This window comes from Terrabacter sp. MAHUQ-38 (genome assembly GCF_014518425.1).
Lineage (GTDB): Bacteria > Actinomycetota > Actinomycetes > Actinomycetales > Dermatophilaceae > Terrabacter.
Window position 1 is genome coordinate 348,582 of sequence record NZ_JACVCU010000005.1, and the last position, 20,089, is coordinate 368,670.

Consider the following 20,089-nt stretch of genomic DNA (forward strand, 5'->3'; position numbering starts at 1 on the left):
CAGCGCACTGCGGATCAGGCTGCGCCGCCGCGCGCGACGAGCTCGCGGGCGAGCTGGCGGTAGGCGTTGGCACCGGAGTGCTCGGACGAGTAGGACGTGATGGGCTCAGCCGCGAGGGTGGCGTCGGGGAACTTCACCGTGCGGCTGATGACGGTGTGGAAGACCTGGTCGCCGAAGTGGTCGACGACCGAACGCACGACCTCGCGGCTGTGCAGGGTGCGGCTGTCGTACATCGTGGCGAGGATGCCGTCGACCTGCAGGCGCGGGTTGAGCCGATCGGTGATCTTGTCGATCGTGTCGATGAGCAGCGCCACGCCGCGCATCGCGAAGAACTCGCACTCGAGCGGGATGATGACGCCGTGCGACGCGGTCAGCGCGTTGACGGTGAGCAGGCCGAGCGAGGGCTGGCAGTCGATCAGGATGACGTCGTACTCGTCGATGACGGGCCGCAGCACGCGCGACAGGATCTGCTCGCGGGCGACCTCGCCGACGAGCTGGACCTCGGCCGCCGACAGGTCGATGTTGGCCGGCACCACGTCGAGGTTGGGCGTGCGCGTCTGCTGGATGACCTCGTGGATCTCGTGGCCGCGCTCGATGAGGAGGTTGTAGATCGTCGTGTCGAGCTCTTGGGCGTTGACCCCGAGACCGACCGACAGCGCACCTTGCGGGTCGAAGTCGATGACGAGGACCTTGCGGCCGAGCTCGGCCAGCGCCGCACCGAGGTTGATGGTCGTCGTGGTCTTGCCGACGCCGCCCTTCTGGTTGCACATGGCGATGACGCGCGCGGGGCCGTGGCTCGACAGCGGGGCGGGGTGCGGGAAGTCGGGCAGTGGCCGGCCGGTGGGGCCGAGCGGACCGTTGCCGGGCGCATCGTTGCCGGGCGCACCAGTGCCGGGTGAGTCGGCGGCCGGGTCGGTGCCGGGAAGGTGCGCGACCCGTAGGGCGTCACGGGAGGCCTCGTGGCGGGCCGGCTCGAGGTCCTCGGACGGCACCGACTGCATGGTCTCGTGTGACTCCTCGTTCACCGGGTGTTCCACTCCGCTCGGACTTGCCCCTGAGATGCTGCGGTCAGCCTCTCGCTGATCACGTGTGACCTTATCAGCGGGCACGTGGGTGGGCGCCCGCATACACCTCCCGGAGGCGGTGCACCGAGACCATCGTGTAGATCTGCGTCGTCGTCACCGAGGCGTGTCCCAGCAGCTCCTGGACGACCCGGACGTCGGCCCCGCCGTCGAGCAGGTGGGTCGCGAACGAGTGCCGCAGCGTGTGGGGTGAGACGTGCTCGAGGTCGGCACGGCCCGCCGCGCGCTGGATGATCGCCCAGGCGGACTGCCGCGACAACCGGGCCCCGCGCTGGTTGAGGAACAGCGCCGGGCCCCCTCTCCCGTGCGTGGCGAGGGCCGGACGGCCCCTCACGAGGTATGCCGCGACCGCCTCCACCGCGTAGCGGCCGACCGGGACGATGCGCTCCTTGCCACCCTTGCCGCGCAGCCGCACGGAGCCGACTCCCCCACGGCCACCGGTGGCGCGCGAGCCGTCGTCGGCTCCGTCCGTCTCGAGGTCGTCGACGTCGAGACCGACGGCTTCGCTGATGCGGGCGCCCACGCCGTAGAGGATCTCGAGGAGGGCACGGTCACGCAGCGACTCGGGCGTGTCGCCCACCGATGCGGCCGCGAGGAGGCGCTCCACGGCCTCTACCGGGATGGCCTTCGGCAGGCGCGCGGGTGGCTTCGGTGGGGCGACGTTGGCGGCGGGGTCGGTCGTCACCTCACCCTCGAGCGCGAGGAAGCGGTGGAAGCCTCGGACCGCGACGAGCGTGCGGGCCGCCGAGGAGGCCGCGAGGCCCCGCTCGCGCAGTGACGCGAGGAAGTCGGTGACGTCGGCCTCCCTCACGTGACCGGCGTCGGCGATGCCACGGGCTTCGAGGAAGGCCGAGTAGCCACGGAGGTCGCGTGCGTAGGACTTCAGGGTGTTGTCCGAGGCTCCCTTCTCGACCCGGACGTGGTCGAGCCACCCGCGGACGTCGCGCTCGAGGCGTGAGGGGCGGGCCGCAGGTGGCTCGGTCGTGAGGTCCTGGGTCAGGACAGGGCCTCGTCGAGAGTCACCGAGGACATGCCGTGCGCCTCGGCCACGCCGGCGTAGGTGACATGGCCGTCGTGGGTGTTGAGGCCGAGGCCGAGCGCGCGGTCGGTCCGCAGCGCGTCGCGCCAGCCGAGGTTCGCCAGCTTCACGGCATACGGCAGCGTCGAGTTGGTCAGGGCGTAGGTCGAGGTGTTGGGCACCGCGCCGGGCATGTTGGCCACGCAGTAGAACACCGAGTCGTGGACGCGGTAGGTGGGGTCGGCGTGCGTGGTGGGGTGGCTGTCCTCGAAGCAGCCGCCTTGGTCGATGGCGATGTCGACGAGCACGGAACCCGGCTTCATCTGGGAGACCAGCTCGTTCGAGATGAGCTTGGGGGCCGCGGCGCCCGGGATGAGCACGGCCCCGATGACCATGTCGGCCTGCAGCACCTGCTGCTGGATGGTCAGCTTCGAGGACGCCAGGCCGTGCACCTGGTTGTCGTAGCGCCAGAAGGACATCCGCAGCTTGTCGAGGTCGGTGTCGAGCAAGGTGACGTCGGCCCCCATGCCGAGCGCGATGTTGGCGGCGTTCTGGCCCGAGACACCGGCGCCGAGGATGACGACCTTGGCGTTCGCCACGCCACCCACACCGCCCATCAGGACACCTCGGCCACCCTGGGCACGCATGAGCGCGTGGGCGCCGACCTGCGGCGCCAGGCAGCCGGCCACCTCCGACATCGGGTAGAGCAGCGGCAGGCCCCCTGAGGGCAGCTGCACCGTCTCGTACGCGATGCCGGTGACCTTGCGAGCCAGGAGCTCCTCGGTGAGCGGCTGGTCGGCCGCCAGGTGCAGGTAGGTGAAGAGGGTCAGGCCCTCGCGCATCCGGTGGTACTCCTCGGCCACGGGCTCCTTGACCTTGAGCACCATGTCCGCCTCGCCCCAGACGTCGTCGGCGGAACCGATGATGCGCGCCCCGGCGGAGACGTAGTCGTCGTCGCTGATCTGCGACCCGACGCCGGCATCCTTCTCGACCAGCACGTCGTGCCCGTGCTCGGTGAGCTCGTGGACGCCCGAGGGGGTGATGGCCACGCGGTACTCGTGGTTCTTGACCTCGCGGGGGATGCCGACCTTCATGCTGCTGCACTTCCTTCCGGACTGACTCGGCCACGGCGCCGTTGCCGTGGCGAGAAGGGGCCCGCAGGGGCCGCGAGGCCACTGTATCCGTGGGTGTCACGGCCCGGTCACGACCTCCTGCAACTGTCGTTGACCGGCCTGGAGCCGTGCCACAGTGTGCTCACCGCCATCCGCGGCCGACGCGCTCGGAGAGGAGGGGTCGTGACCGATCCGCCGGGGCACGAGGGATACACCTGGCCCGTGGCACCGGCCGGTTCACGGCCACCGAGGCAGCGGAGGCCCTCGCAGCGGCCAGGAGAGGCCGGCACGATGCTGAAGCGGCCCCAGGGCCTCGTCGCCGGCGCGGCGGCCACGGCCTTCCCGGCACTTCGCTCGTTCGCGGGGGGCTTCCTCGTGGCCTCCGTGGTGGGTGGGTTCGCCGCTTTCATCGCCCTCGTCGTGTTCTTCGTCGTCGTCTTCGCCAACATGGGTCCGTGAAGCTCTACGCAGACACCCCCGGCCGCCGCAGCCGACAGCTGCTGTCCGACGTGCTCATGCTCCTGTGGATCGGGCTCTGGGTGTACGCCGGTCGCCAGGTCCACGACGTCGTCGAGCGGCTGCGCACACCGGCCGACTCGATCACTTCGGCGGGTCAGTCGGTGGGCGACGCGCTGACCGGGGCGGGCGACCAGGCCGGGCGCATCCCGCTCGTCGGCGAGCAGCTGCGGGACTGGCTCACGCAGGCCGCCGGGTCCGGCACGACGCTGAAGCAGGCCGGCACGTCGATGGCCGAGACGGTCGACCAACTGGCCCTGGGACTCGGTCTCGCGACGGTCCTGGTCCCGGTCGTGCCCGTCCTGGTCGTGTGGCTCTACGTGCGAGTTCGGTTCGTGCGCAATGCCAGCCGGTCGCAACGCTTCATCGACGCCGGGGAGGACCTCGACCTGTTCGCCCTGCGCGCGATGGCGACGCAGCCGATGCGCGCCCTGGCCGGCGTCTCCGACGACCCTGCCGGGGCGTGGCGGCGGCAGGACCGCGAGGTCATCCGACGTCTTGCCCTGCTCGAGCTGCGCCACCAGGGCCTCCGCCCCCCGCGCGATCGCTGAACCGGCGGTACCGCGCCCGGGCTCAGCCGTCGACGCGGGTGACGAGCGGGGTGAGGTCCTCGCTCGGCGGCGTCCACGTGTCCGCGGAGGCCGGCAGCTGCTCGCCCGAGCGGATGTCCTTGACCTCGTCGCCCGACTCGCCCGCCCCGGGGAACCAGACGTACGGGATGCCCCGTCGCTCGGCGTACCGGATCTGCTTGCCGAACCGCGCGGGCGACGGCGCGACCTCGCACGCGATACCCCGACGCCGCAACGCGGTCGCGACACCGACGGCTCCCTCGCGGGACTCGTCGTCGTTCAGGGCCACGAGCACCGCCGCAGGCGTCGAGCGTGAGGCGGTGACAAGGCCGCGACCGACGAGCAGGCCGAGGATGCGCGTGACGCCGATCGAGATGCCGACGCCCGGGTAGGTGGTCTTGCCGTCGCTCGCGAGGGCGTCGTAACGGCCACCCGAACAGAACGACCCCCACGACTCGTGACCGACGAACTGCGTCTCGTAGACGGTCCCGGTGTAGTAGTCGAGGCCGCGCGCGATGCGCAGGTCGGCGACGAGCCTGCCCGGCGCGTGGGTCATCCCGGTGCGAATGACGTCCGCGAGGGACTCGAGGCCCTCGTCGAGCAGTGGGTGCTCGACCCCTAGGGCGCGCACCTCGTCGACGAAACCGAGGTCGGTCGAGCGGATCGCGGCCAGAGCCAGGCACTGGTCGGCCTGCGCGTCGGTGGCGCCGGCCTCCACGAGCATGGCCTTGACCTTCTCGGGCCCGATCTTGTCGAGCTTGTCGACGATGCGCAGCGTCCCGATGACGTCGGTGAGGCCGATGCCCTGGTAGAAGCCGTTCGGGATCTTGCGGTTGTTGACCTGGATGACGAACTCGCCCACCGGGAAGCGGCTGAAGACGTCGGCGATGACGAGCGGCATCTCCGCCTCGAAGTGCGGTGACAGCTGGCCCACGTCGACGACGTCGATGTCGGCCTGGGTGAACTCGCGGTAGCGCCCCTCCTGGGGTCGCTCACCGCGCCAGGCCTTCTGGATCTGGTAGCGCCGGAACGGGAACGCCAGCTTGCCGGCGTTCTCGAGGACGTAGCGCGCGAAGGGCACCGTCATGTCGAAGTGCAGGCCCCAGCGGGCGTCGTCCTCAGCTCCGCCACCGAGGCGGGAGACCGCGTAGATCTCCTTGTCGGTGTCCTCGCCCTGTGCACTGAGCCGCTCGATCGGCTCGATCGAACGCGTCTCGACCGAGGAGAAGCCGTGCAGCTCGAACGTCTCCCGGATGACGTCGAGGAAGCGCTGCTCGACGATGCGCTCGGACGGGAGGTACTCGGGGAAGCCGCTGATCGGGGTGATCTTGGCCGCGGCCTTGGTGTCGGCCTTCGAAGTGGGACGCGTGCTCACGCGGGCAAGTCTCTCAGGTAGGGGTTGGTGGCGCGCTCGTGGGCCATGGTGGTCGCCTGGTAGTGCCCGGGGAGCACGAGCGTCGTGTCGGGCAGCGGCAGCACGACGTCGCGCAGGCTGCGCCGCATCGCGGCCGGGTCCCCGCCCGGCAGGTCCGTACGGCCGATGGAGCCGGCGAACAGCACGTCTCCCGTGACCATGGTCCGGTCCACGTCGACCTGGTCGCGGATGCCGTCCGGCACGCGGTCGATCCCGAACATCACGGAGCCCTCGGTGTGGCCGGGTGCGTGGAGCACGTCGAACTCCATCCCGGCGAGCGTGAGGTGCGCCGCGTCGCCGATCTCCACGACGTTGGTCGGCTCGGTCCAGGTGGCGGCCCTGCCGAACTGCTGCTCCAACATCGCGATGAGGCCGGGGTTGCTGCGACCGAGCAGGTCGTGCAGCCGGTAGCGGTCGTCCTTGTGGATGTAGGCGGCCGTGTCGGAGCCGCACACCGGCGTCACCGAGTACACGTGGTCGACGTGACCGTGCGTCAGCAGCACCGCGGCCGGGCGCAGCCGGTGCTCGGCCAGCACCTCCCGCAACGTGTCCTCGATCCCGATCCCGGGGTCGACCACGACGCACTCCTCCCCCGCCTGGGGCGCGAGGACGTAGCAGTTCGTGTCGAACGCCTTGGCCGGGAACGCGATGGTCAGCACGCTGGGAGCCTAGCGAGGGCGCCTGGTCCGGCCATCCGGCATACCGTGCCCTGGTGGGCACGCCCGAGCCCGGCGTATGCGGTCCCGGGCCTTCGGGACCGCAAATCCGCGCGCTCAGGGGGAGATGTCACGCAGTCGTGACCCGTCCCGCTGCGAACGCACCGCAGTCGTTCCATAAAATGACCGAACGCCCGGGGACAACCCACGTGGCCCGTACGAGGAGAGGTTCGTGACCAAAGAGCAGGAACGCGCACGTGCGCGCCGCCGCCACGAGGAACAGCAGAAGACCGCGAAGCCGCCGGTGAGCGACTCCACGCGCGACAAGCAGGTCTTCGGTGTGATCCTCGCGGTCATCCTCATCGTCGCAGCCGTCATCGCCGTGCCCAAGCTCCTCGGCAGCTCGGAGGGCCCCCAGCCGGCAGCCGGCGGGTCCACCACCCCGGCGAGCTCCCCGACGACCTCAGGAGGCCTCGCGGAGGGTCAGAAGCTGGCCGCGGGCTGCACCGCTCCCCCGGCGCTCCAGGCCACCCCGAAGCAGCAGACCAAGGCGCCGGCCAAGGCCGCTGCCGCAGGCAAGACGTTCGTCGCGACCGTCAAGACGAACTGCGGTGTCATCACGCTCGAGCTCGACGGCGCGAAGGCGCCGCAGACGGTGGCCTCGTTCGTCAACCTCGCCAAGACCGGCTACTGGGCCCCCAGCCCGTGCCACCGCGTCACCACGTCGGGCATCTACGTCCTTCAGTGCGGTGACCCCACCGGCACCGGCCAGGGCGGCCCCGGGTACACGTTCGGCATCGAGAACGCCCCGAAGAACGGCACCTACCCCAAGGGCGTGCTCGCGATGGCGCGCACGCAGGACCCGAACAGCAACGGCGGCCAGTTCTTCATCACCTACAAGGAAACCCGCTTGCCGACTGATGGTGGTGGCTACACGATCTTCGGGAAGGTGACCAAGGGCCTCGACATCGTCGAGAAGATCGCCGCCAACAAGGCCCTGGCCCCCAGCCCGACGGACGGCACCCCCGTCTCCCCGATCAGCATCCTCAGCGTCAGCGTGACGGAGAAGAAGGCATGACCGACATCAACCAGCCCGAGCCTGACCTCGCGACGCCGGACGCGCCCGACGCGCCGGAGCCCCTGACGGGGGCAACGCCCCCCGAGGCGACGTCCGTCGGGACGGAGTCCACGGATCCGCTCGAGGCATCGCCCGTCACACCGGCCGCCGAGAGCGCGGCCGCCGCCGAGACGGCCGACAGCACCGACACGGCTGACACCGCTGACACCGCTGACACGGCTGATTCAGTCGAGTCCGTCGCGGCGACCGAGTCCGGGGACACCGCCAACGCGTCCGAGGACGCCGCCGACGCGGCGGGTGACACGGCACAGGTCCAGCAGCCCGCTGCCGTCGAGCAGCCCTCTGCCGTCGGGGAGTCCGCTCCCGTCGAGCCCGCAGCCATTCAGAGCGCGGTCGTCGAACCAGCCGACGCGCAGCCAGCGCCCGTGGTCGCCCCGGAGTCCGCCCAGCCCGCCGTCATCGAGCCCGTCACCGAGCCCGTCACCGAGCCCGTCACCGAGCCCGGCATCGAGCCCGGCATCGAGCCCGCTGACGCGGAGACGGCCGACGCCATCGACTCGGTCGAGGCCACCGAGGCCACCGAGGCCACCGAGGCCACCGAGGCCACCGAGGCCACCGAGGCGGCCGCCGCGACCGAGCAGCCCTCGGCCGACGCGGCTCCGGCCGCTCCCACGCCCGCCAACATTCCGAAGCCCTCGGCCATCCCGACGCCGGCGGCCCTCGCCAAGGTCGTGCCGCACCCGGTGACGCCGGCAGCACCCGCCCCGATCACGACCGACCACTCCGCGTCCGCGGCGTTCGGTCGCGTCGACGAGAACGGCACCGTCTTCGTGCGCACCAGAGAGGGCGAGCGTGAGGTCGGGTCGTACCCGGGTGCCACCGACGAGGAGGCACTGACGTACTTCGCCCGCAAGTACGACGAGCTCTACGCCTCGGCCGTGCTCCTCGAACAGCGGCTCGAGCAGCCCGAGGTCCCGTCGAAGGACGTCGCCGAGGGCCTCAAGACGCTCCAGGCCCAGGTCAAGGACGCGACGGTCGTCGGCGACCTCGACGCCCTCGCGGTCAAGCTCGACGAGATCCAGTCGGGGCTCGCCGCGAAGCGCACCGTCGAGCAGCAGCACCGCGCCGAAGCCCGGGCCGCGGCCACCGCCGAGCGCGAGCGGATCGTGGGTGAGGCGGAGTCCATCGCCGGGCAGCCGGAGAGCCGCATCCAGTGGAAGAGCAGTGGTGCCCGCATGCGCGAGCTGCTCGACGAGTGGAAGGCCCACCAGCGCTCCGCCACGCGCCTCGACCGTGAGACCGAGTCGGCCCTCTGGCAGCGCTTCAGCGCCGCTCGCAACAGCTTCGACAAGGCCCGGCGCAGCCACTTCGCCGGCCTGGACGCGGCGCACGCCGACGCCAAGTCGGCGAAGGAGCGGCTCGTCGCCGAGGCCGAGAAGCTCGCGACGAGCACCGACTGGGCTGCCACCGCAGGAGCCTTCAAGCGCCTCATGGACGAATGGCGTCGCGCGGGTCGTGCGAGCCGGTCCGACGACGACAAGCTGTGGGCGCGCTTCAAGGCGGCCCAGGACAGCTTCTTCGCGGCCAAGGACGAGGTCGTCGCCGCCGAGGAGGAGCAGTTCCGCGGCAACCTCGAGGTCAAGGAGGCGCTCCTCGTCGAGGCCGAGGCGATCCTGCCCGTGACCGACCTCGAGAAGGCGAAGGCGCAGCTGCGCGTCATCCAGGACAAGTGGGACGCCGCCGGCAAGGTCCCCCGAGCCGACATGGACCGGGTCGAGAAGGCCATGCGCCGGATCGAGCAGACGGTGCGCGACGCCGAGGACAAGAAGTGGAAGTCGACCAACCCGGAGGTCGCGGCCCGGGCCCGCGCGATGGTCGACCAGCTCGAGCGCGCGGTCGCCGACCTCGAGGACGACCTGGCGAAGGCCGAGGCCTCCGGCAACGCGAACAAGGTCAAGAAGGCGCGTGAGGCCCTCGAGGCCCGTCAGGTCTGGCTCGACCAGGCCCGCGCCGGCGTCGCCGAGTTCGGCGGCTGACCGCCCGACCCACCCGTCGAGAGGCGGGTGAGGGTCAGGTGCGCATGACGGCGTCGGTCGACTTGCTGCCGTTGACGCGGTAGACGTCGAAGACGCCGTCGATGCGGCGCACCGCCTTGATGACGTGGTCCAGGTGCGCCGGGTCGCCCATCTCGAAGGTGAACCTCGAGATCGCGACCCGGTCGCGCGACGTCTGGACCGACGCCGAGAGGATGTTGACGTGCTGGTCGGACAGCACCCGGGTCACATCGCTGAGCAGCCGGTTGCGGTCGAGCGCCTCCACCTGGAGCTGGACGAGGAAGACGCTGGCCGAGCTGGGCGCCCACTCGACGTCGATGAGCCGCTCCGGGTTGGCCGTCAGCTGGTCGGCGTTGGTGCAGTCGACGCGGTGCACCGAGACGCCGTTGCCGCGCGTGACGAAGCCGATGATCGGGTCGCCGGGCACGGGCGTGCAGCACTTGGCCAGCTTGACCCAGACATCGGCGGTGCCGACGACGACGACACCCGGGTCGCCCGACCGGCGGCGCGTCGCCGCTCGGGTCGGGACGGTGGCCTCGGCGAGGTCCTCGGTGGCTCCGTCGACACCCCCCATCGAGGTGACGACCTTGCTGACGACGTGCTGCGCGGAGACATGGCCCTCGCCCACGGCGGCATACAGCGCCTCGATGTCCTGGTAGCGCAGGTCGGTCGCCACGGCCGTCATCGACTCGTGGCTCATCAGGCGCTGGAGCGGGAGGTTCTGCTTGCGCAGGGCCTTCGCGATCGAGTCCTTGCCGGCCTCGATGGCTTCCTCGCGACGCTCCTTGCTGAACCACTGCTTGATCTTGTTGCGCGCCCGGGGGCTCTTGACGAACTGCAGCCAGTCGCGCGACGGTCCGGCGCCGTCGGCCTTGGAGGTGAGCACCTCGACGACGTCGCCGTTCTCGAGCGTCGACTCGAGCGGGACGAGCCGGCCGTTGACGCGCGCCCCGATGCAGTGGTGACCGACCTCGGTGTGCACGGCATACGCGAAGTCGACTGGTGTGCCGCCCACGGGCAGCGCGACGACCGAGCCCTTCGGGGTGAAGACGTAGACCTCGCTGCTGCCCATCTCGAAGCGCAGCGAGTCGAGGAACTCGCCCGGGTCCTCGGTCTCTCGCTGCCAGTCGAGCAGCTGGCGCAGCCAGGCCATGTCGTTCTGCGGCGTGATCTCGCCGGGCCGCGCCGGCCCTCCGCCAGTCGCCTGGTCCTTGTACTTCCAGTGCGCCGCGACGCCGTACTCGGCACGTCGGTGCATCGTGTGGGTGCGGATCTGGATCTCGACCGGCTTGCCCTGCGGGCCGATGACGGTGGTGTGCAGCGACTGGTACATGTTGAACTTCGGCATCGCGATGTAGTCCTTGAACCGGCCCGGGACCGGGTTCCACCGAGAGTGCAGGGCGCCGAGCGCGGCGTAGCAGTCGCGCACCGTGTCGACGAGGACGCGCACCGCGACGAGGTCGTAGATCTCCTCGAAGTCACGGCCGCGCACGATCATCTTCTGGTACACGGAGTAGTAGTGCTTCGGCCGGCCCGTCACCGCGGCCTTGATCTTGGCGGCGGTGAGGTCGTCGGTGACCTGGCTGCGTACGCCGGCGAGGTACTCCTCACGCGCCGGTGCCCGCTCGGCGACGAGGCGCACGATCTCGTCGTACACCTTCGGGTAGAGCGTCGCGAAGGAGAGGTCCTCGAGCTCCCACTTGATGGTGTTCATGCCGAGGCGGTGCGCGAGCGGTGCATAGATCTCGAGGGTCTCGTTGGCCTTGCGCTTGGCCGACTCGGGACTGACGTAGCGCCACGTGCGCGCGTTGTGCAGACGGTCGGCGAGCTTGATGACGAGCACGCGGATGTCGCGTGCCATCGCGATGACCATCTTGCGCACGGTCTCGGCCTGGGCGGCCTCGCCGTAGGTCACCTTGTCGAGCTTGGTCACGCCGTCGACGAGCATCGCGATCTCGTCGCCGAAGTCGCGTCGCAGCTCGTCGAGGCCGTATGCCGTGTCCTCGACAGTGTCGTGCAGCAGCGCCGCCGCGAGCGTCGGCGGGGTCATGCCGAGCTCGGCGAGGATCGTCGTCACGGCGAGCGGGTGCGTGATGTACGCGTCGCCGCTCTTGCGCATCTGCCCCTCGTGGGCGCGCTCCGCGACGGCATACGCCCGCTCGATGACCGACAGGTCGGCCTTGGGGTGGTTCTGGCGGACGGCCGTCATGAGGGGCTCGAGGACTGGGTTGCCCGCCGGCCGGGTGGCCCCGAACCGTGCGAAGCGGGCGCGCACCCGCGAGGGGGTGGACAGCTCGCTGCGGACGTCCTCGCTCATGGAGAGAGTCTAGGCGGTCTGCCCGGGATCACACCGTCAGGATGGCGTTGACCGGTCGGTCGGCCAGACGCGTGCGTCCGTCGAGGAAGGCGAGCTCGAGGACGACCTCGATGGCGGTGACATGTGCGCCGGCGCGCTCGACGAGCTGGGCAGCGGCCTCGGCCGTCCCACCCGTCGCAAGCACGTCGTCGATGACGAGGACGCGCTCGCCGGCCTCGAAAGCGTCGGTGTGCACCTCGATCTCGGCGGTGCCGTACTCGAGCGCGTACGACTCCTTGAGCGTCTCCCCCGGCAGCTTGCCAGCCTTGCGGACCGGCACCATCCCGAGGCCCAGCTCGTAGGCCACGGCGGCGCCGAGGATGAACCCTCGCGCCTCGATGCCCACGACGACGTCGACCTGTCCCGCATACCGCTGGGCGATGTCACGCACGAGCGCACCGAACGCGGGACCGTCGGCGAACAGCGGCGTGAAGTCCTTGAAGACGATGCCGGGCTTCGGGAAGTCCGGGATGTCGCGCAGCTTGCTCGCCACGAGGTCACTGATCTGGCTCACGCCGTCTCCTGCAGGGTGTCGAACGAGCGGGTGGGCGGTCTCGGCCCGCGGTTGCGGGCCACGCCTCAGCGGCGCGACTTCGGTGCTCGCCTGGGCTGGTTGCGGGGCCCGGCCTGGGCGTACTTGTGGACGGGACGCGGCGCCCCCTCGCCCGAGGGGGACGACGTGGGCCCGGCGGCGCCGGTCGCGTCGGCCCCGACCGCCGCGGGCTCGGCTGCGCCGTCGACCGGTTGCGCACCGGTTCGCGCACCGTGCCGTGCGGCGTACTTGTCGAGCTGGCGCACGGCCGGCTCGTTGCGGCGCAGGTCGACGAGCAGCGGTGTCGCGATGAAGATCGACGAGTAGGCGCCGACCCCGATGCCGATGAAGAGCGCGAGCGACAGGTCGAGCAGCGTTCCGGGCCCGAGCAGGGTGAAGCCGACGAACAGCACCGCCGCGATCGGCAGCAGCGCCACGACCGTCGTGTTGATCGAGCGCACGAGCGTCTGGTTGACGGCGAGGTTGGCTGCTGCGGAGTACGTCATCCGCTTGGTGCGGAAGGCGTCGGCGGTGTTCTCGCGCACCTTGTCGAAGACGACGACCGTGTCGTAGAGCGAGTAGCCGAGGATCGTGAGGAAGCCGATCATCGACGACGGCGTGATCTCGAACCCGAAGAGGGCGTAGATGCCCACCGTGATGACGAGGTCGTGGAGCAGGGCCACGAGACCGGCCACGGCCATCTTCCAGGTGCGGAAGTAGAGGGCCATGACGATCGTCACGAGGATGAGGAACACGATGAGGCCCCGGATCGCCTGTTGGCTCACCGACTGCCCCCAGCTCGGGCCGACGAGCGAGGCACTCACGGCGCCCTGCTGCACGCCGAACTCGCGAGCCAGTGCCGCACTGGCCTCGTCGGTGAGCTCCGAGGCGGCCTCGGACTGCACACGGACGGTGTTCTGGCCGACGATCGTCGAGACGACGTTGCCGGGGATGCCCGCGTCGGCGATCGCGGACTGCGCCTTCTCCTCGTAGCCCTGGCTGTTCGTGACGCCCTGGACGCGGAACTCGGTTCCACCACTGAACTCGATGCCGAAGTTCAGCTGCTTGATGAAGATGCCGACGAGAGCAAGGGCGATGAGCACGGCGGAGACGGCGTACCACGTCTTCTGGCGCTTGATGAAGTCGATGGAGCGCTTGCCGGTGTAGAGGTCGTTGCCGACCTGGGCGAAGTTGATCATGCCTGGGCCTTCCCATCGGCGACGCGGGCAGAGCCCACGGTGGCGGGCGGGCGCTGGGCGCCGGGTGCCCCGAACTGGCCACGGCCGCGGTAGCGCACCGACTCCTTGGCGCCGAGGCGCTGCGGGTCGAGACCGGACCACTTGTGGCCGCCGCCGAAGAACTTCGTGCGGGCGAGCAGCTGCACGGTCGGGTGGGTGAACAACATGACGACGCCGACGTCGATGAGCGTCGTCAGGCCAAGCGTGAACGCGAAGCCACGGACGTTGCTCGAGGCGAGGAAGTAGAGCACGGCGGCCGCCATGAAGTTCACGGCGTCTGCCGCCAGGATCGTGCGGCGGGCCCGCTTCCAGCCCGTCTCGACGGCCGCGACGAGGGGACGCCCGTCGCGGACCTCGTCACGGATGCGCTCGAAGTAGACGATGAAGCTGTCGGCCGTCACGCCGATGGCGACGATGAGACCCGTGACACCGGCCATCGTCAGGCGGAAGCCGTGCGTCGTGCCGAGCACCGTCACCGCGAGGTAGGTGACCGCCGAGGCGACGACGAGCGAGGCGACGGTGACCAGGCCCAGGGCGCGGTACTGGAAGAGCGAGTAGACGACGACGAGCAACAGGCCGATGAAGCCGGCGAGCAGGCCGATGCGCAGCTGCTCCTCACCCAGCTGCGGCGTGATGTTGTCCTGCGTCTGGAGCGCGAAGGAGATGGGGAGGGCACCGAACTTCAGCTGCTCGGCGAGCTGCTTGGCCGAGTCGATGGTGAACGAGCCGGTGATCGAGGCACGGCCGTCGGTGATGACGGCACGAGCCTGCGGCGCCGTGATCACCGACTTGTCGAGGACGACGGCGAACTGGTCGAACGGCGGCTCGGACTGCAGGCCGTAGAGGCGCTTCGTCACGGCCGCGAACTTGGCCTTGCCCGCGTCCTTGAACGACAGCGCCACCTCGACGATGGAGGTCGGCTGGCCGTTGGGGCCGGGCTGGTAGCCGCTCGTCGCATCGGCGATCTCGCTGCCGTCGATCTCGCTCGGGCCGAGGACGTACTTCGTGACTCGGTCCTCACCACACGTGGCGATGGGCAGCTTGGGGTCGTCGACGATCTTGTCGACCGAGCCCGGGGTCGCGCAGTTGAGCGCGGTGTACTGCTTGGCCACGGTGTCGGCAGCCTGGTCGGCCTTCGCCTTCTCCCACCCGAGCCCGACGAGGCCCTTGCTGGCCTGTGCCTTGACGGCGGCCTGCGTCTCGGCCGGCGTCGGCGCGGGCTGGGTCTCGGCCGGTGCCGGCGTCGTGGCGCTCGGGGCCGGCGTCGTGGCCGTGCCGGTGGCCGTACCCGTCGCCGGGGTCGTGGCGGCGAGCAGGGCCGGGGGCACGATGCCGTTCTGGGCCGTGGCGCTGGTCGACGGCTTGGCCGCACCGGTGCTCGTCGCGCTGGGCGTGCCGGTCGAGGGCGTGGTGGCCGTGCCGGACGGGGCCGGCGTCCCGCTCGGCGTGCCGCCCGGGTTCACCTGGGCGGCGTTCGAGTCGAGGGCCTGCACGTAGACGGCGCGGAAGCGCAGCTGCGAGGGCTTGCTGAGAGCGTCAAGCTGCTCGGCAGTCGGCGAGCCGGGGATGGACACGACGATGTTGCGACCACCCTGGGTCGCGATCTCCGCCTCGGAGACGCCGTTGGCGTCGATGCGCTGGCGGATGATGTCGACGGCGCGGTTGACCTGCCCCTCGTTGATCGTCTCGGTGCCGACGAGCACCGGCTCGAGCACGAGCTCGGTGCCACCCTCGAGGTCGAGGCCGAGGCGCGGGGTCAGCGACCCTTCGCCCCACTTGGTGAGCCCGCCCACGAGGGCGCCGAGGCCGAGGATGACGACGATCAGGACCAGAAGGCTGCGCCTTGCCGACTTCTTGGTGGAGCTGCGTGCCACGAAACCCTCACTGACCGTTCTGCGGCGTGCCCGGCGTCGCGCCCGGGGCGTCGTCGGCGGACGCATCTGCGGACGTGTCGGTGGACGTCGTGGGGCCCGCGGCTGGGGTGTCGGTCTGCTTCATCGCGACCGCCCTGCGGTCGAAACGGATCGTCGTGCCCTCGGCGACCTCGAGCCAGGCACTGCTGTCGTCGAGGTGCTTGATGGTGCCGTAGACGCCGGACGAGGTGATGACCTGGTCGCCCACGTTGAGTGCCGAGCTGAACTCGCGCACCTGCTTCATCCGCTTGTTCTGCGAGAAGAACAACCAGCCCAGCAGCAGGAGGGGCAGGGCGAAAATCAGCAACGAGAAGGTCCCGTTGGTGTTCATGTCAGCTCAGTCCTTCGTGTCTTCGTCCGGTCGTCACGTGCGCACGCCACGACCCGTCGATCTGGGGTCGGATGTCGCGTCAACGACCGGGGGCACCGGATGGTGCCGCGGCAGCGGCTATGGTGCCCGCAGGAGTCTACGTGCGCGGGTGCAGTTTGTCAGAACGGATCGCGCGCCCGTGACGCACGGCCGTGTCACGTTTTGGCCGCACTTGGACGGCTCGGACCCGCTCGTCTCGGCCGGTCAGTCGTCGAACCGCCCGCCGCCGGCCTCGTCGAGCGGGAGGGTCGCCGACCACAGCGACTGGGCGTCGACCGGAGGCGTGAGCCCGAGGTGCTGCCACGCGAGCGTGGAGGCGGCACGCCCCCGAGGCGTACGCACCATGAACCCCTCCCGGACGAGGTAGGGCTCGGCGACCGTCTCGACGGTGTCGGGCTCCTCCCCCACGGCCACCGCGAGCGTGGAGAGCCCGACCGGGCCGCCGTTGAAGCGACGGCACAGCGCGTCGAGGACGGCACGGTCGAGCCGGTCGAGCCCGCGCCCGTCGACGTCGAAGAGGGCGAGGGCCTGCCGGGCGGCCGCGTGGGTCACGCGCTGGTCGCCGTGTACCTGCGCCCAGTCGCGGACCCGGCGCAGCAGGCGGTTGGCGATGCGCGGCGTGCCCCGCGAGCGGAGCGAGATCTCCCGGATGCCGTCGTCGTCGGCCTCCAGGCCGAGGAGCCGGGCGGAGCGGTGCAGGATCGTCACGAGGTCGGACGCGTCGTAGTAGTCGAGGTGGCCGGTGAAGCCGAACCGGTCGCGCAGCGGGGCGGGCAGCAGGCCCGCCCGTGTCGTCGCCCCCACGACGGTGAACGGCGGCAGCTCGAGCGGGATCGCCGTCGCACCCGGCCCCTTGCCGATGATGACGTCGACGCGGAAGTCCTCCATGGCGAGGTAGAGCATCTCCTCGGCCGAGCGCGACATGCGATGGATCTCGTCGAGGAAGAGGACCTCCCCCTCGGCGAGCGAGGAGAGCACCGACGCGAGGTCGCCGGCGTGCTGGATGGCCGGTCCGGACGTGATGCGGATGGGCTGCTCGAGCTCACCCGCGACGATCATCGCCAGAGTTGTCTTGCCGAGACCAGGCGGCCCGGACAGCAGGACGTGGTCCGGGGGTGAGCCGCGTCGCTTGGCCGCCTTGAGCACGAGCCCCAGCTGGTCGCGTACGCGTGTCTGGCCGGGGAAGTCGTCGAGCCGCTTGGGCCGCAGGGCGGCCTCGACCTGGCGCTCGTCGGTGTCGCTGCCGGCGTCGACGACGCGCGCCGTGGCCTCGAACGAGCCGTCGTCCCACACCTCGGGGGCGCCGGCCTCGTCGAGCTCCCAGGACCGTTCGATGCTCATCGTCCGAGCTCCTGGAGGGCCGCGCGCAGCAGCGCGGAGACTCCGGCGCCGTCCGCGGCGAGGGGCGCGATCCGGTCGAGCGCGTCGTCGGACTGCCGCACGGTCCAGCCGAGCCCCACGAGTGCCTCGCGGACCTGCTCGCGCCACTCCTCCCCCGAGTCGAGGCGAACCGGCGCGGCCGTCCCTGCGGAGCCGGGCAGTGCGCCGAGCTTGTCCCGCAGCTCGAGCACCATGCGTTCGGCCCCCTTCTTGCCGATGCCGGGCACCTTGGTCAGCGCGACGACGTCGCCGGTGCCGAGGGCGATGCGCACGGCGTCGGGCGAGTGCACGGCGAGCACGGCGAGGGCGAGCCGAGGGCCGACGCCGGACACGGTCTGCACCGTTTCGAAGACGTGCTTCTCGTCATCGGTGGCGAAGCCGTAGAGGGTCAGGGAGTCCTCGCGAACCACGAGACTGGTGGCGAGCTCGGTGGGCTGCCCGGTGCGCACGGACGCCGCCGTGGCGGGCGTCGTGTGGACGAGCATGCCGACTCCCCCGACGCCGACGACGACGGAGTCGAGGCCCACCTTGAGGACGGTGCCGGAGAGCGAGGCGATCATCGGGACTGGGCTCCAGGGTTGCTTCGGGTGGGGCGAGGAGTGCGAATCGCGGGGTTGGGCCCGGAGGCCGTGCGTCGGGCCGGCACGGCGCCCGGCGGCACGCGTCGGGGTATGCCGCTGCCTCGGCCTGCAGTGCGTGCGAGCTGCTCGAGGCGTGCCTCCTCGAGGCGGCTCTGGGTGCCTCCGCGCCAGACGTGACAGATCGCCAGGGCGAGGGCGTCGGCGGCATCGGCAGGTCGGGGCGGAGTGTCGAGCCCGAGGAGCTGGGTGACCATCGTCGTGACCTGGGCCTTGTCGGCGCGCCCGCTGCCGCTCACCGCCGCCTTGACCTCGGTGGGCGTGTGCAGGGCCACGGGCAGCCCGCGCCGCTCGGCGAGCATCATGACGATGCCGGTCACCTGAGCGGTGCCCATGACGGTCGAGACGTTGGTGTCGGCGAAGACCCGCTCGATGGCCACCGCCTCGGGGCGGTGGCGCTCGAACCAGGAGCGCATCTCGTCCTCGATGGCGACGAGCCGTTTCGGGGTCGGGTCGCCCGACGGCGTACGGATGACCCCGACCTCGACGAGCGAGAGCCGTCGCCCGGGAACGCCGTCGACGACGCCCACGCCGCATCGGGTCAGGCCGGGGTCGACCGCGAGGACGCGCACGGCATACCTCCTGGGTCGTGGTGGCTGGGGCGATCCGAACAGGTGTTCGGGACAACGCTAACGGGGCCGCCCCGAAACGACGGGAGGCACGCCGGTGTCCGGCGTGCCTCCCGTGACCCGGTCGGGGTCGACGTCGTCAGGCCGGCGTCACTCCTCGTCGTCGAGCTCCGCCAGGACGTCGTCGGGGATGTCGCCGTTGGCGAAGACGTTCTGCACGTCGTCGCTGTCCTCGAGGGCCTCGATCACGCGGATCATCTTCTTCGCGCCGTCGAGGTCGAGCGGCACCTGGAGGTTCGGGACGAAGGACGCCTCGGCCGACTCGTAGTCGATGCCGGCGTCCTGGATGGCCTTGCGGACGGCGACGAAGTCGGTGGCCTCGGAGACGATCTCCCACGTCTCGCCGTTGTCGTTGACCTCCTCGGCGCCCGCCTCGAGCACCACCTCGAGGATGTCGTCCTCGGAGCCGGCGTCCTTGGGCACGATGACGACGCCCTTGCGGTTGAAGACGTACGAGACCGAACCCGGGTCGGCGAGCTGGCCGCCGTTGCGGGTCAGTGCCGTGCGCACCTCGGCGGCAGCACGGTTGCGGTTGTCGGTGAGGCACTCGATGAGCACTGCGACGCCGTTGGGCGCGTAGCCCTCGTACATGATCGTCTGCCAGTCGGCGCCGCCCGCCTCGGCACCCGAGCCGCGCTTGACGGCGCGGTCGATGTTGTCGTTGGGGACCGAGGTCTTCTTGGCCTTCTGGATGGCGTCGTAGAGCGTGGGGTTGCCGGCCGGGTCACCGCCGCCCTGCCGGGCCGCGACCTCGATGTTCTTGATGAGCTTGGCGAAGAGCTTGCCGCGCTTGGCGTCGATGGCAGCCTTCTTGTGCTTCGTGGTGGCCCATTTGGAGTGGCCGCTCATGCAGTGTCCTCGCGTTCCGGTGACTGGCGTGCGCCCGACTGCTGGAGTCGGTGCTCTCTGACGATCGAGACGAACTCGGCGTGGATCCGGCGGTCGCCGCTCACCTCGGGGTGGAACGACGTGGCCATGAGGTTGCCCTGCCGGACCGCGACGATCCTACCGGCGGCCGCGCCCTTGCTCACGCGCGCGAGCACCTCGACGCCGGGGCCCGCCTCCTCGACCCAGGGTGCGCGGATGAAGACGGCGTGGACGGTTCCGTGCCGGGACCGGTCGGACCACACGTAGTCGAGGTCCTGCTCGAACGAGTCGACCTGACGGCCGAAGGCGTTGCGGCGGACGGTGACGTCGAGCCCGCCGAGGGTCTGCTGGTCGGGGCGCGCGTCGACGATGCGGTCGGCGAGCATGATCATGCCTGCGCACGAGCCGAAGGCGGGCATGCCGTCCGCGATACGCCGCAGCAGCGGTTCGCGCAGGTCGAAGGCGCGCACGAGCTTGTCCATGACCGTGGACTCCCCGCCGGGGATCACGAGGCCGTCGACCGCCTCGACCTCCGCGGGGCGGCGCACCGTGACGGCTTCGGCCCCCAGCGCCGTCAGGGCGGCGAGGTGCTCACGCACGTCACCCTGGACGGCGAGGACGCCGATGAGGGGCCGGGCCTCGGCGTCCTCGGCGGTGCCGGCGACAG

General features: G+C 70.8%; 19 protein-coding genes. 4 read left to right on the forward strand and 15 right to left on the reverse strand.

The window, feature by feature from the left end; all coding sequences use genetic code 11:
- Positions 1–14 precede the first annotated feature (14 nt).
- From H9I49_RS19665 to ald, 3 genes are all read right to left on the reverse strand, one after another.
- The gene (locus tag H9I49_RS19665; protein ID WP_255524148.1) at positions 15–1,001 is read right to left on the reverse strand and encodes a ParA family protein; all 987 of its coding nucleotides are present in this window, start codon (positions 999–1,001) and stop codon (positions 15–17) included.
- A 97-nt stretch (positions 1,002–1,098) separates the two neighbouring features.
- Positions 1,099–2,082 carry a site-specific tyrosine recombinase XerD gene (gene xerD / locus H9I49_RS19670; RefSeq protein WP_188032255.1) on the reverse strand — a complete coding sequence of 328 codons (984 nt, stop codon included), beginning with the start codon at positions 2,080–2,082 and terminating at the stop codon, positions 1,099–1,101.
- A complete protein-coding gene (ald, locus tag H9I49_RS19675) occupies positions 2,079–3,194 on the reverse strand; it encodes an alanine dehydrogenase (protein ID WP_188032073.1) in 1,116 nt (371 codons plus the stop codon). Before ald ends, xerD begins: the two co-directional genes overlap by 4 nt.
- 309 nt (positions 3,195–3,503) lie before the next feature.
- Between ald and H9I49_RS19680 the strand changes: the two genes are divergently transcribed.
- A complete protein-coding gene (locus tag H9I49_RS19680; RefSeq protein WP_188032074.1) occupies positions 3,504–3,671 on the forward strand; it encodes a hypothetical protein in 168 nt (55 codons plus the stop codon).
- A complete protein-coding gene (locus tag H9I49_RS19685) occupies positions 3,668–4,279 on the forward strand; it encodes a hypothetical protein (protein ID WP_188032075.1) in 612 nt (203 codons plus the stop codon). The genes H9I49_RS19680 and H9I49_RS19685 overlap by 4 nt, the downstream gene beginning before the upstream one ends.
- 22 nt (positions 4,280–4,301) lie before the next feature.
- Here H9I49_RS19685 and hisS read toward each other — a convergent pair whose 3' ends face one another.
- Together hisS and H9I49_RS19695 are read right to left on the reverse strand one after the other, a co-directional pair.
- The gene (gene hisS / locus H9I49_RS19690) at positions 4,302–5,672 is read right to left on the reverse strand and encodes a histidine--tRNA ligase (protein WP_188032076.1); all 1,371 of its coding nucleotides are present in this window, start codon (positions 5,670–5,672) and stop codon (positions 4,302–4,304) included.
- Positions 5,669–6,370, reverse strand: coding sequence for an MBL fold metallo-hydrolase (locus tag H9I49_RS19695; protein ID WP_188032077.1), 702 nt, complete (start codon positions 6,368–6,370; stop codon positions 5,669–5,671). Before H9I49_RS19695 ends, hisS begins: the two co-directional genes overlap by 4 nt.
- A gap of 229 nt (positions 6,371–6,599) precedes the next feature.
- Between H9I49_RS19695 and H9I49_RS19700 the strand changes: the two genes are divergently transcribed.
- Together H9I49_RS19700 and H9I49_RS23520 are read left to right on the forward strand one after the other, a co-directional pair.
- The gene (locus H9I49_RS19700) at positions 6,600–7,445 is read left to right on the forward strand and encodes a peptidylprolyl isomerase (protein ID WP_188032078.1); all 846 of its coding nucleotides are present in this window, start codon (positions 6,600–6,602) and stop codon (positions 7,443–7,445) included.
- Positions 7,442–9,481, forward strand: coding sequence for a DUF349 domain-containing protein (locus H9I49_RS23520; protein ID WP_223128929.1), 2,040 nt, complete (start codon positions 7,442–7,444; stop codon positions 9,479–9,481). Before H9I49_RS19700 ends, H9I49_RS23520 begins: the two co-directional genes overlap by 4 nt.
- A 34-nt stretch (positions 9,482–9,515) precedes the next feature.
- On the opposite strand, the gene H9I49_RS19710 is transcribed toward H9I49_RS23520, so the two are convergent.
- From H9I49_RS19710 to pdxT, 10 genes are all read right to left on the reverse strand, one after another.
- Positions 9,516–11,816, reverse strand: coding sequence for a bifunctional (p)ppGpp synthetase/guanosine-3',5'-bis(diphosphate) 3'-pyrophosphohydrolase (locus H9I49_RS19710; RefSeq protein ID WP_188032079.1), 2,301 nt, complete (start codon positions 11,814–11,816; stop codon positions 9,516–9,518).
- 28 nt (positions 11,817–11,844) lie between these two features.
- The gene (locus H9I49_RS19715) at positions 11,845–12,369 is read right to left on the reverse strand and encodes an adenine phosphoribosyltransferase (RefSeq protein ID WP_188032080.1); all 525 of its coding nucleotides are present in this window, start codon (positions 12,367–12,369) and stop codon (positions 11,845–11,847) included.
- A gap of 65 nt (positions 12,370–12,434) precedes the next feature.
- The gene (secF, locus tag H9I49_RS19720; protein ID WP_188032081.1) at positions 12,435–13,586 is read right to left on the reverse strand and encodes a protein translocase subunit SecF; all 1,152 of its coding nucleotides are present in this window, start codon (positions 13,584–13,586) and stop codon (positions 12,435–12,437) included.
- Positions 13,583–15,499, reverse strand: a complete 1,917-nt coding sequence (secD, locus tag H9I49_RS19725; RefSeq protein ID WP_188032082.1) for a protein translocase subunit SecD — start codon at positions 15,497–15,499, stop codon at positions 13,583–13,585. Before secD ends, secF begins: the two co-directional genes overlap by 4 nt.
- A gap of 7 nt (positions 15,500–15,506) precedes the next feature.
- A complete protein-coding gene (gene yajC / locus H9I49_RS19730) occupies positions 15,507–15,869 on the reverse strand; it encodes a preprotein translocase subunit YajC (protein ID WP_188032083.1) in 363 nt (120 codons plus the stop codon).
- 243 nt (positions 15,870–16,112) lie between these two features.
- Entirely contained in the window at positions 16,113–17,249 is a 1,137-nt protein-coding gene (gene ruvB / locus H9I49_RS19735) for a Holliday junction branch migration DNA helicase RuvB (protein WP_188032084.1), read from the reverse strand.
- Positions 17,246–17,848: a Holliday junction branch migration protein RuvA gene (gene ruvA / locus H9I49_RS19740; RefSeq protein ID WP_188032085.1), complete on the reverse strand. Its 603-nt coding sequence runs from the start codon at positions 17,846–17,848 to the stop codon at positions 17,246–17,248. The genes ruvB and ruvA overlap by 4 nt, the downstream gene beginning before the upstream one ends.
- Complete coding sequence (gene ruvC / locus H9I49_RS19745) at positions 17,845–18,498, reverse strand: crossover junction endodeoxyribonuclease RuvC (protein WP_188032086.1); 654 nt, start codon at positions 18,496–18,498, stop codon at positions 17,845–17,847. Before ruvC ends, ruvA begins: the two co-directional genes overlap by 4 nt.
- Positions 18,499–18,645: 147 nt before the next feature.
- Positions 18,646–19,404 (reverse strand): YebC/PmpR family DNA-binding transcriptional regulator, encoded by a 759-nt coding sequence (locus tag H9I49_RS19750; protein ID WP_188032087.1) that lies wholly within the window; start codon positions 19,402–19,404, stop codon positions 18,646–18,648.
- Positions 19,401–20,048: a pyridoxal 5'-phosphate synthase glutaminase subunit PdxT gene (pdxT, locus tag H9I49_RS19755; RefSeq protein WP_188032257.1), complete on the reverse strand. Its 648-nt coding sequence runs from the start codon at positions 20,046–20,048 to the stop codon at positions 19,401–19,403. The genes H9I49_RS19750 and pdxT overlap by 4 nt, the downstream gene beginning before the upstream one ends.
- Positions 20,049–20,089: the final 41 nt, after the last annotated feature.

Coding starts and splice junctions, on each gene's coding strand:
- H9I49_RS19665 (WP_255524148.1), bottom strand. CDS start 1,001: ATGCAGTCGGTGCCGTCCGAGGACCTCGAGCCGGCCCGCCACGAGGCC.
- ald (WP_188032073.1), bottom strand. CDS start 3,194: ATGAAGGTCGGCATCCCCCGCGAGGTCAAGAACCACGAGTACCGCGTG.
- H9I49_RS19680 (WP_188032074.1), top strand. CDS start 3,504: ATGCTGAAGCGGCCCCAGGGCCTCGTCGCCGGCGCGGCGGCCACGGCC.
- H9I49_RS23520 (WP_223128929.1), top strand. CDS start 7,442: ATGACCGACATCAACCAGCCCGAGCCTGACCTCGCGACGCCGGACGCG.
- H9I49_RS19710 (WP_188032079.1), bottom strand. CDS start 11,816: ATGAGCGAGGACGTCCGCAGCGAGCTGTCCACCCCCTCGCGGGTGCGC.
- secF (WP_188032081.1), bottom strand. CDS start 13,586: ATGATCAACTTCGCCCAGGTCGGCAACGACCTCTACACCGGCAAGCGC.
- yajC (WP_188032083.1), bottom strand. CDS start 15,869: ATGAACACCAACGGGACCTTCTCGTTGCTGATTTTCGCCCTGCCCCTC.
- ruvB (WP_188032084.1), bottom strand. CDS start 17,249: ATGAGCATCGAACGGTCCTGGGAGCTCGACGAGGCCGGCGCCCCCGAG.
- ruvA (WP_188032085.1), bottom strand. CDS start 17,848: ATGATCGCCTCGCTCTCCGGCACCGTCCTCAAGGTGGGCCTCGACTCC.
- H9I49_RS19750 (WP_188032087.1), bottom strand. CDS start 19,404: ATGAGCGGCCACTCCAAATGGGCCACCACGAAGCACAAGAAGGCTGCC.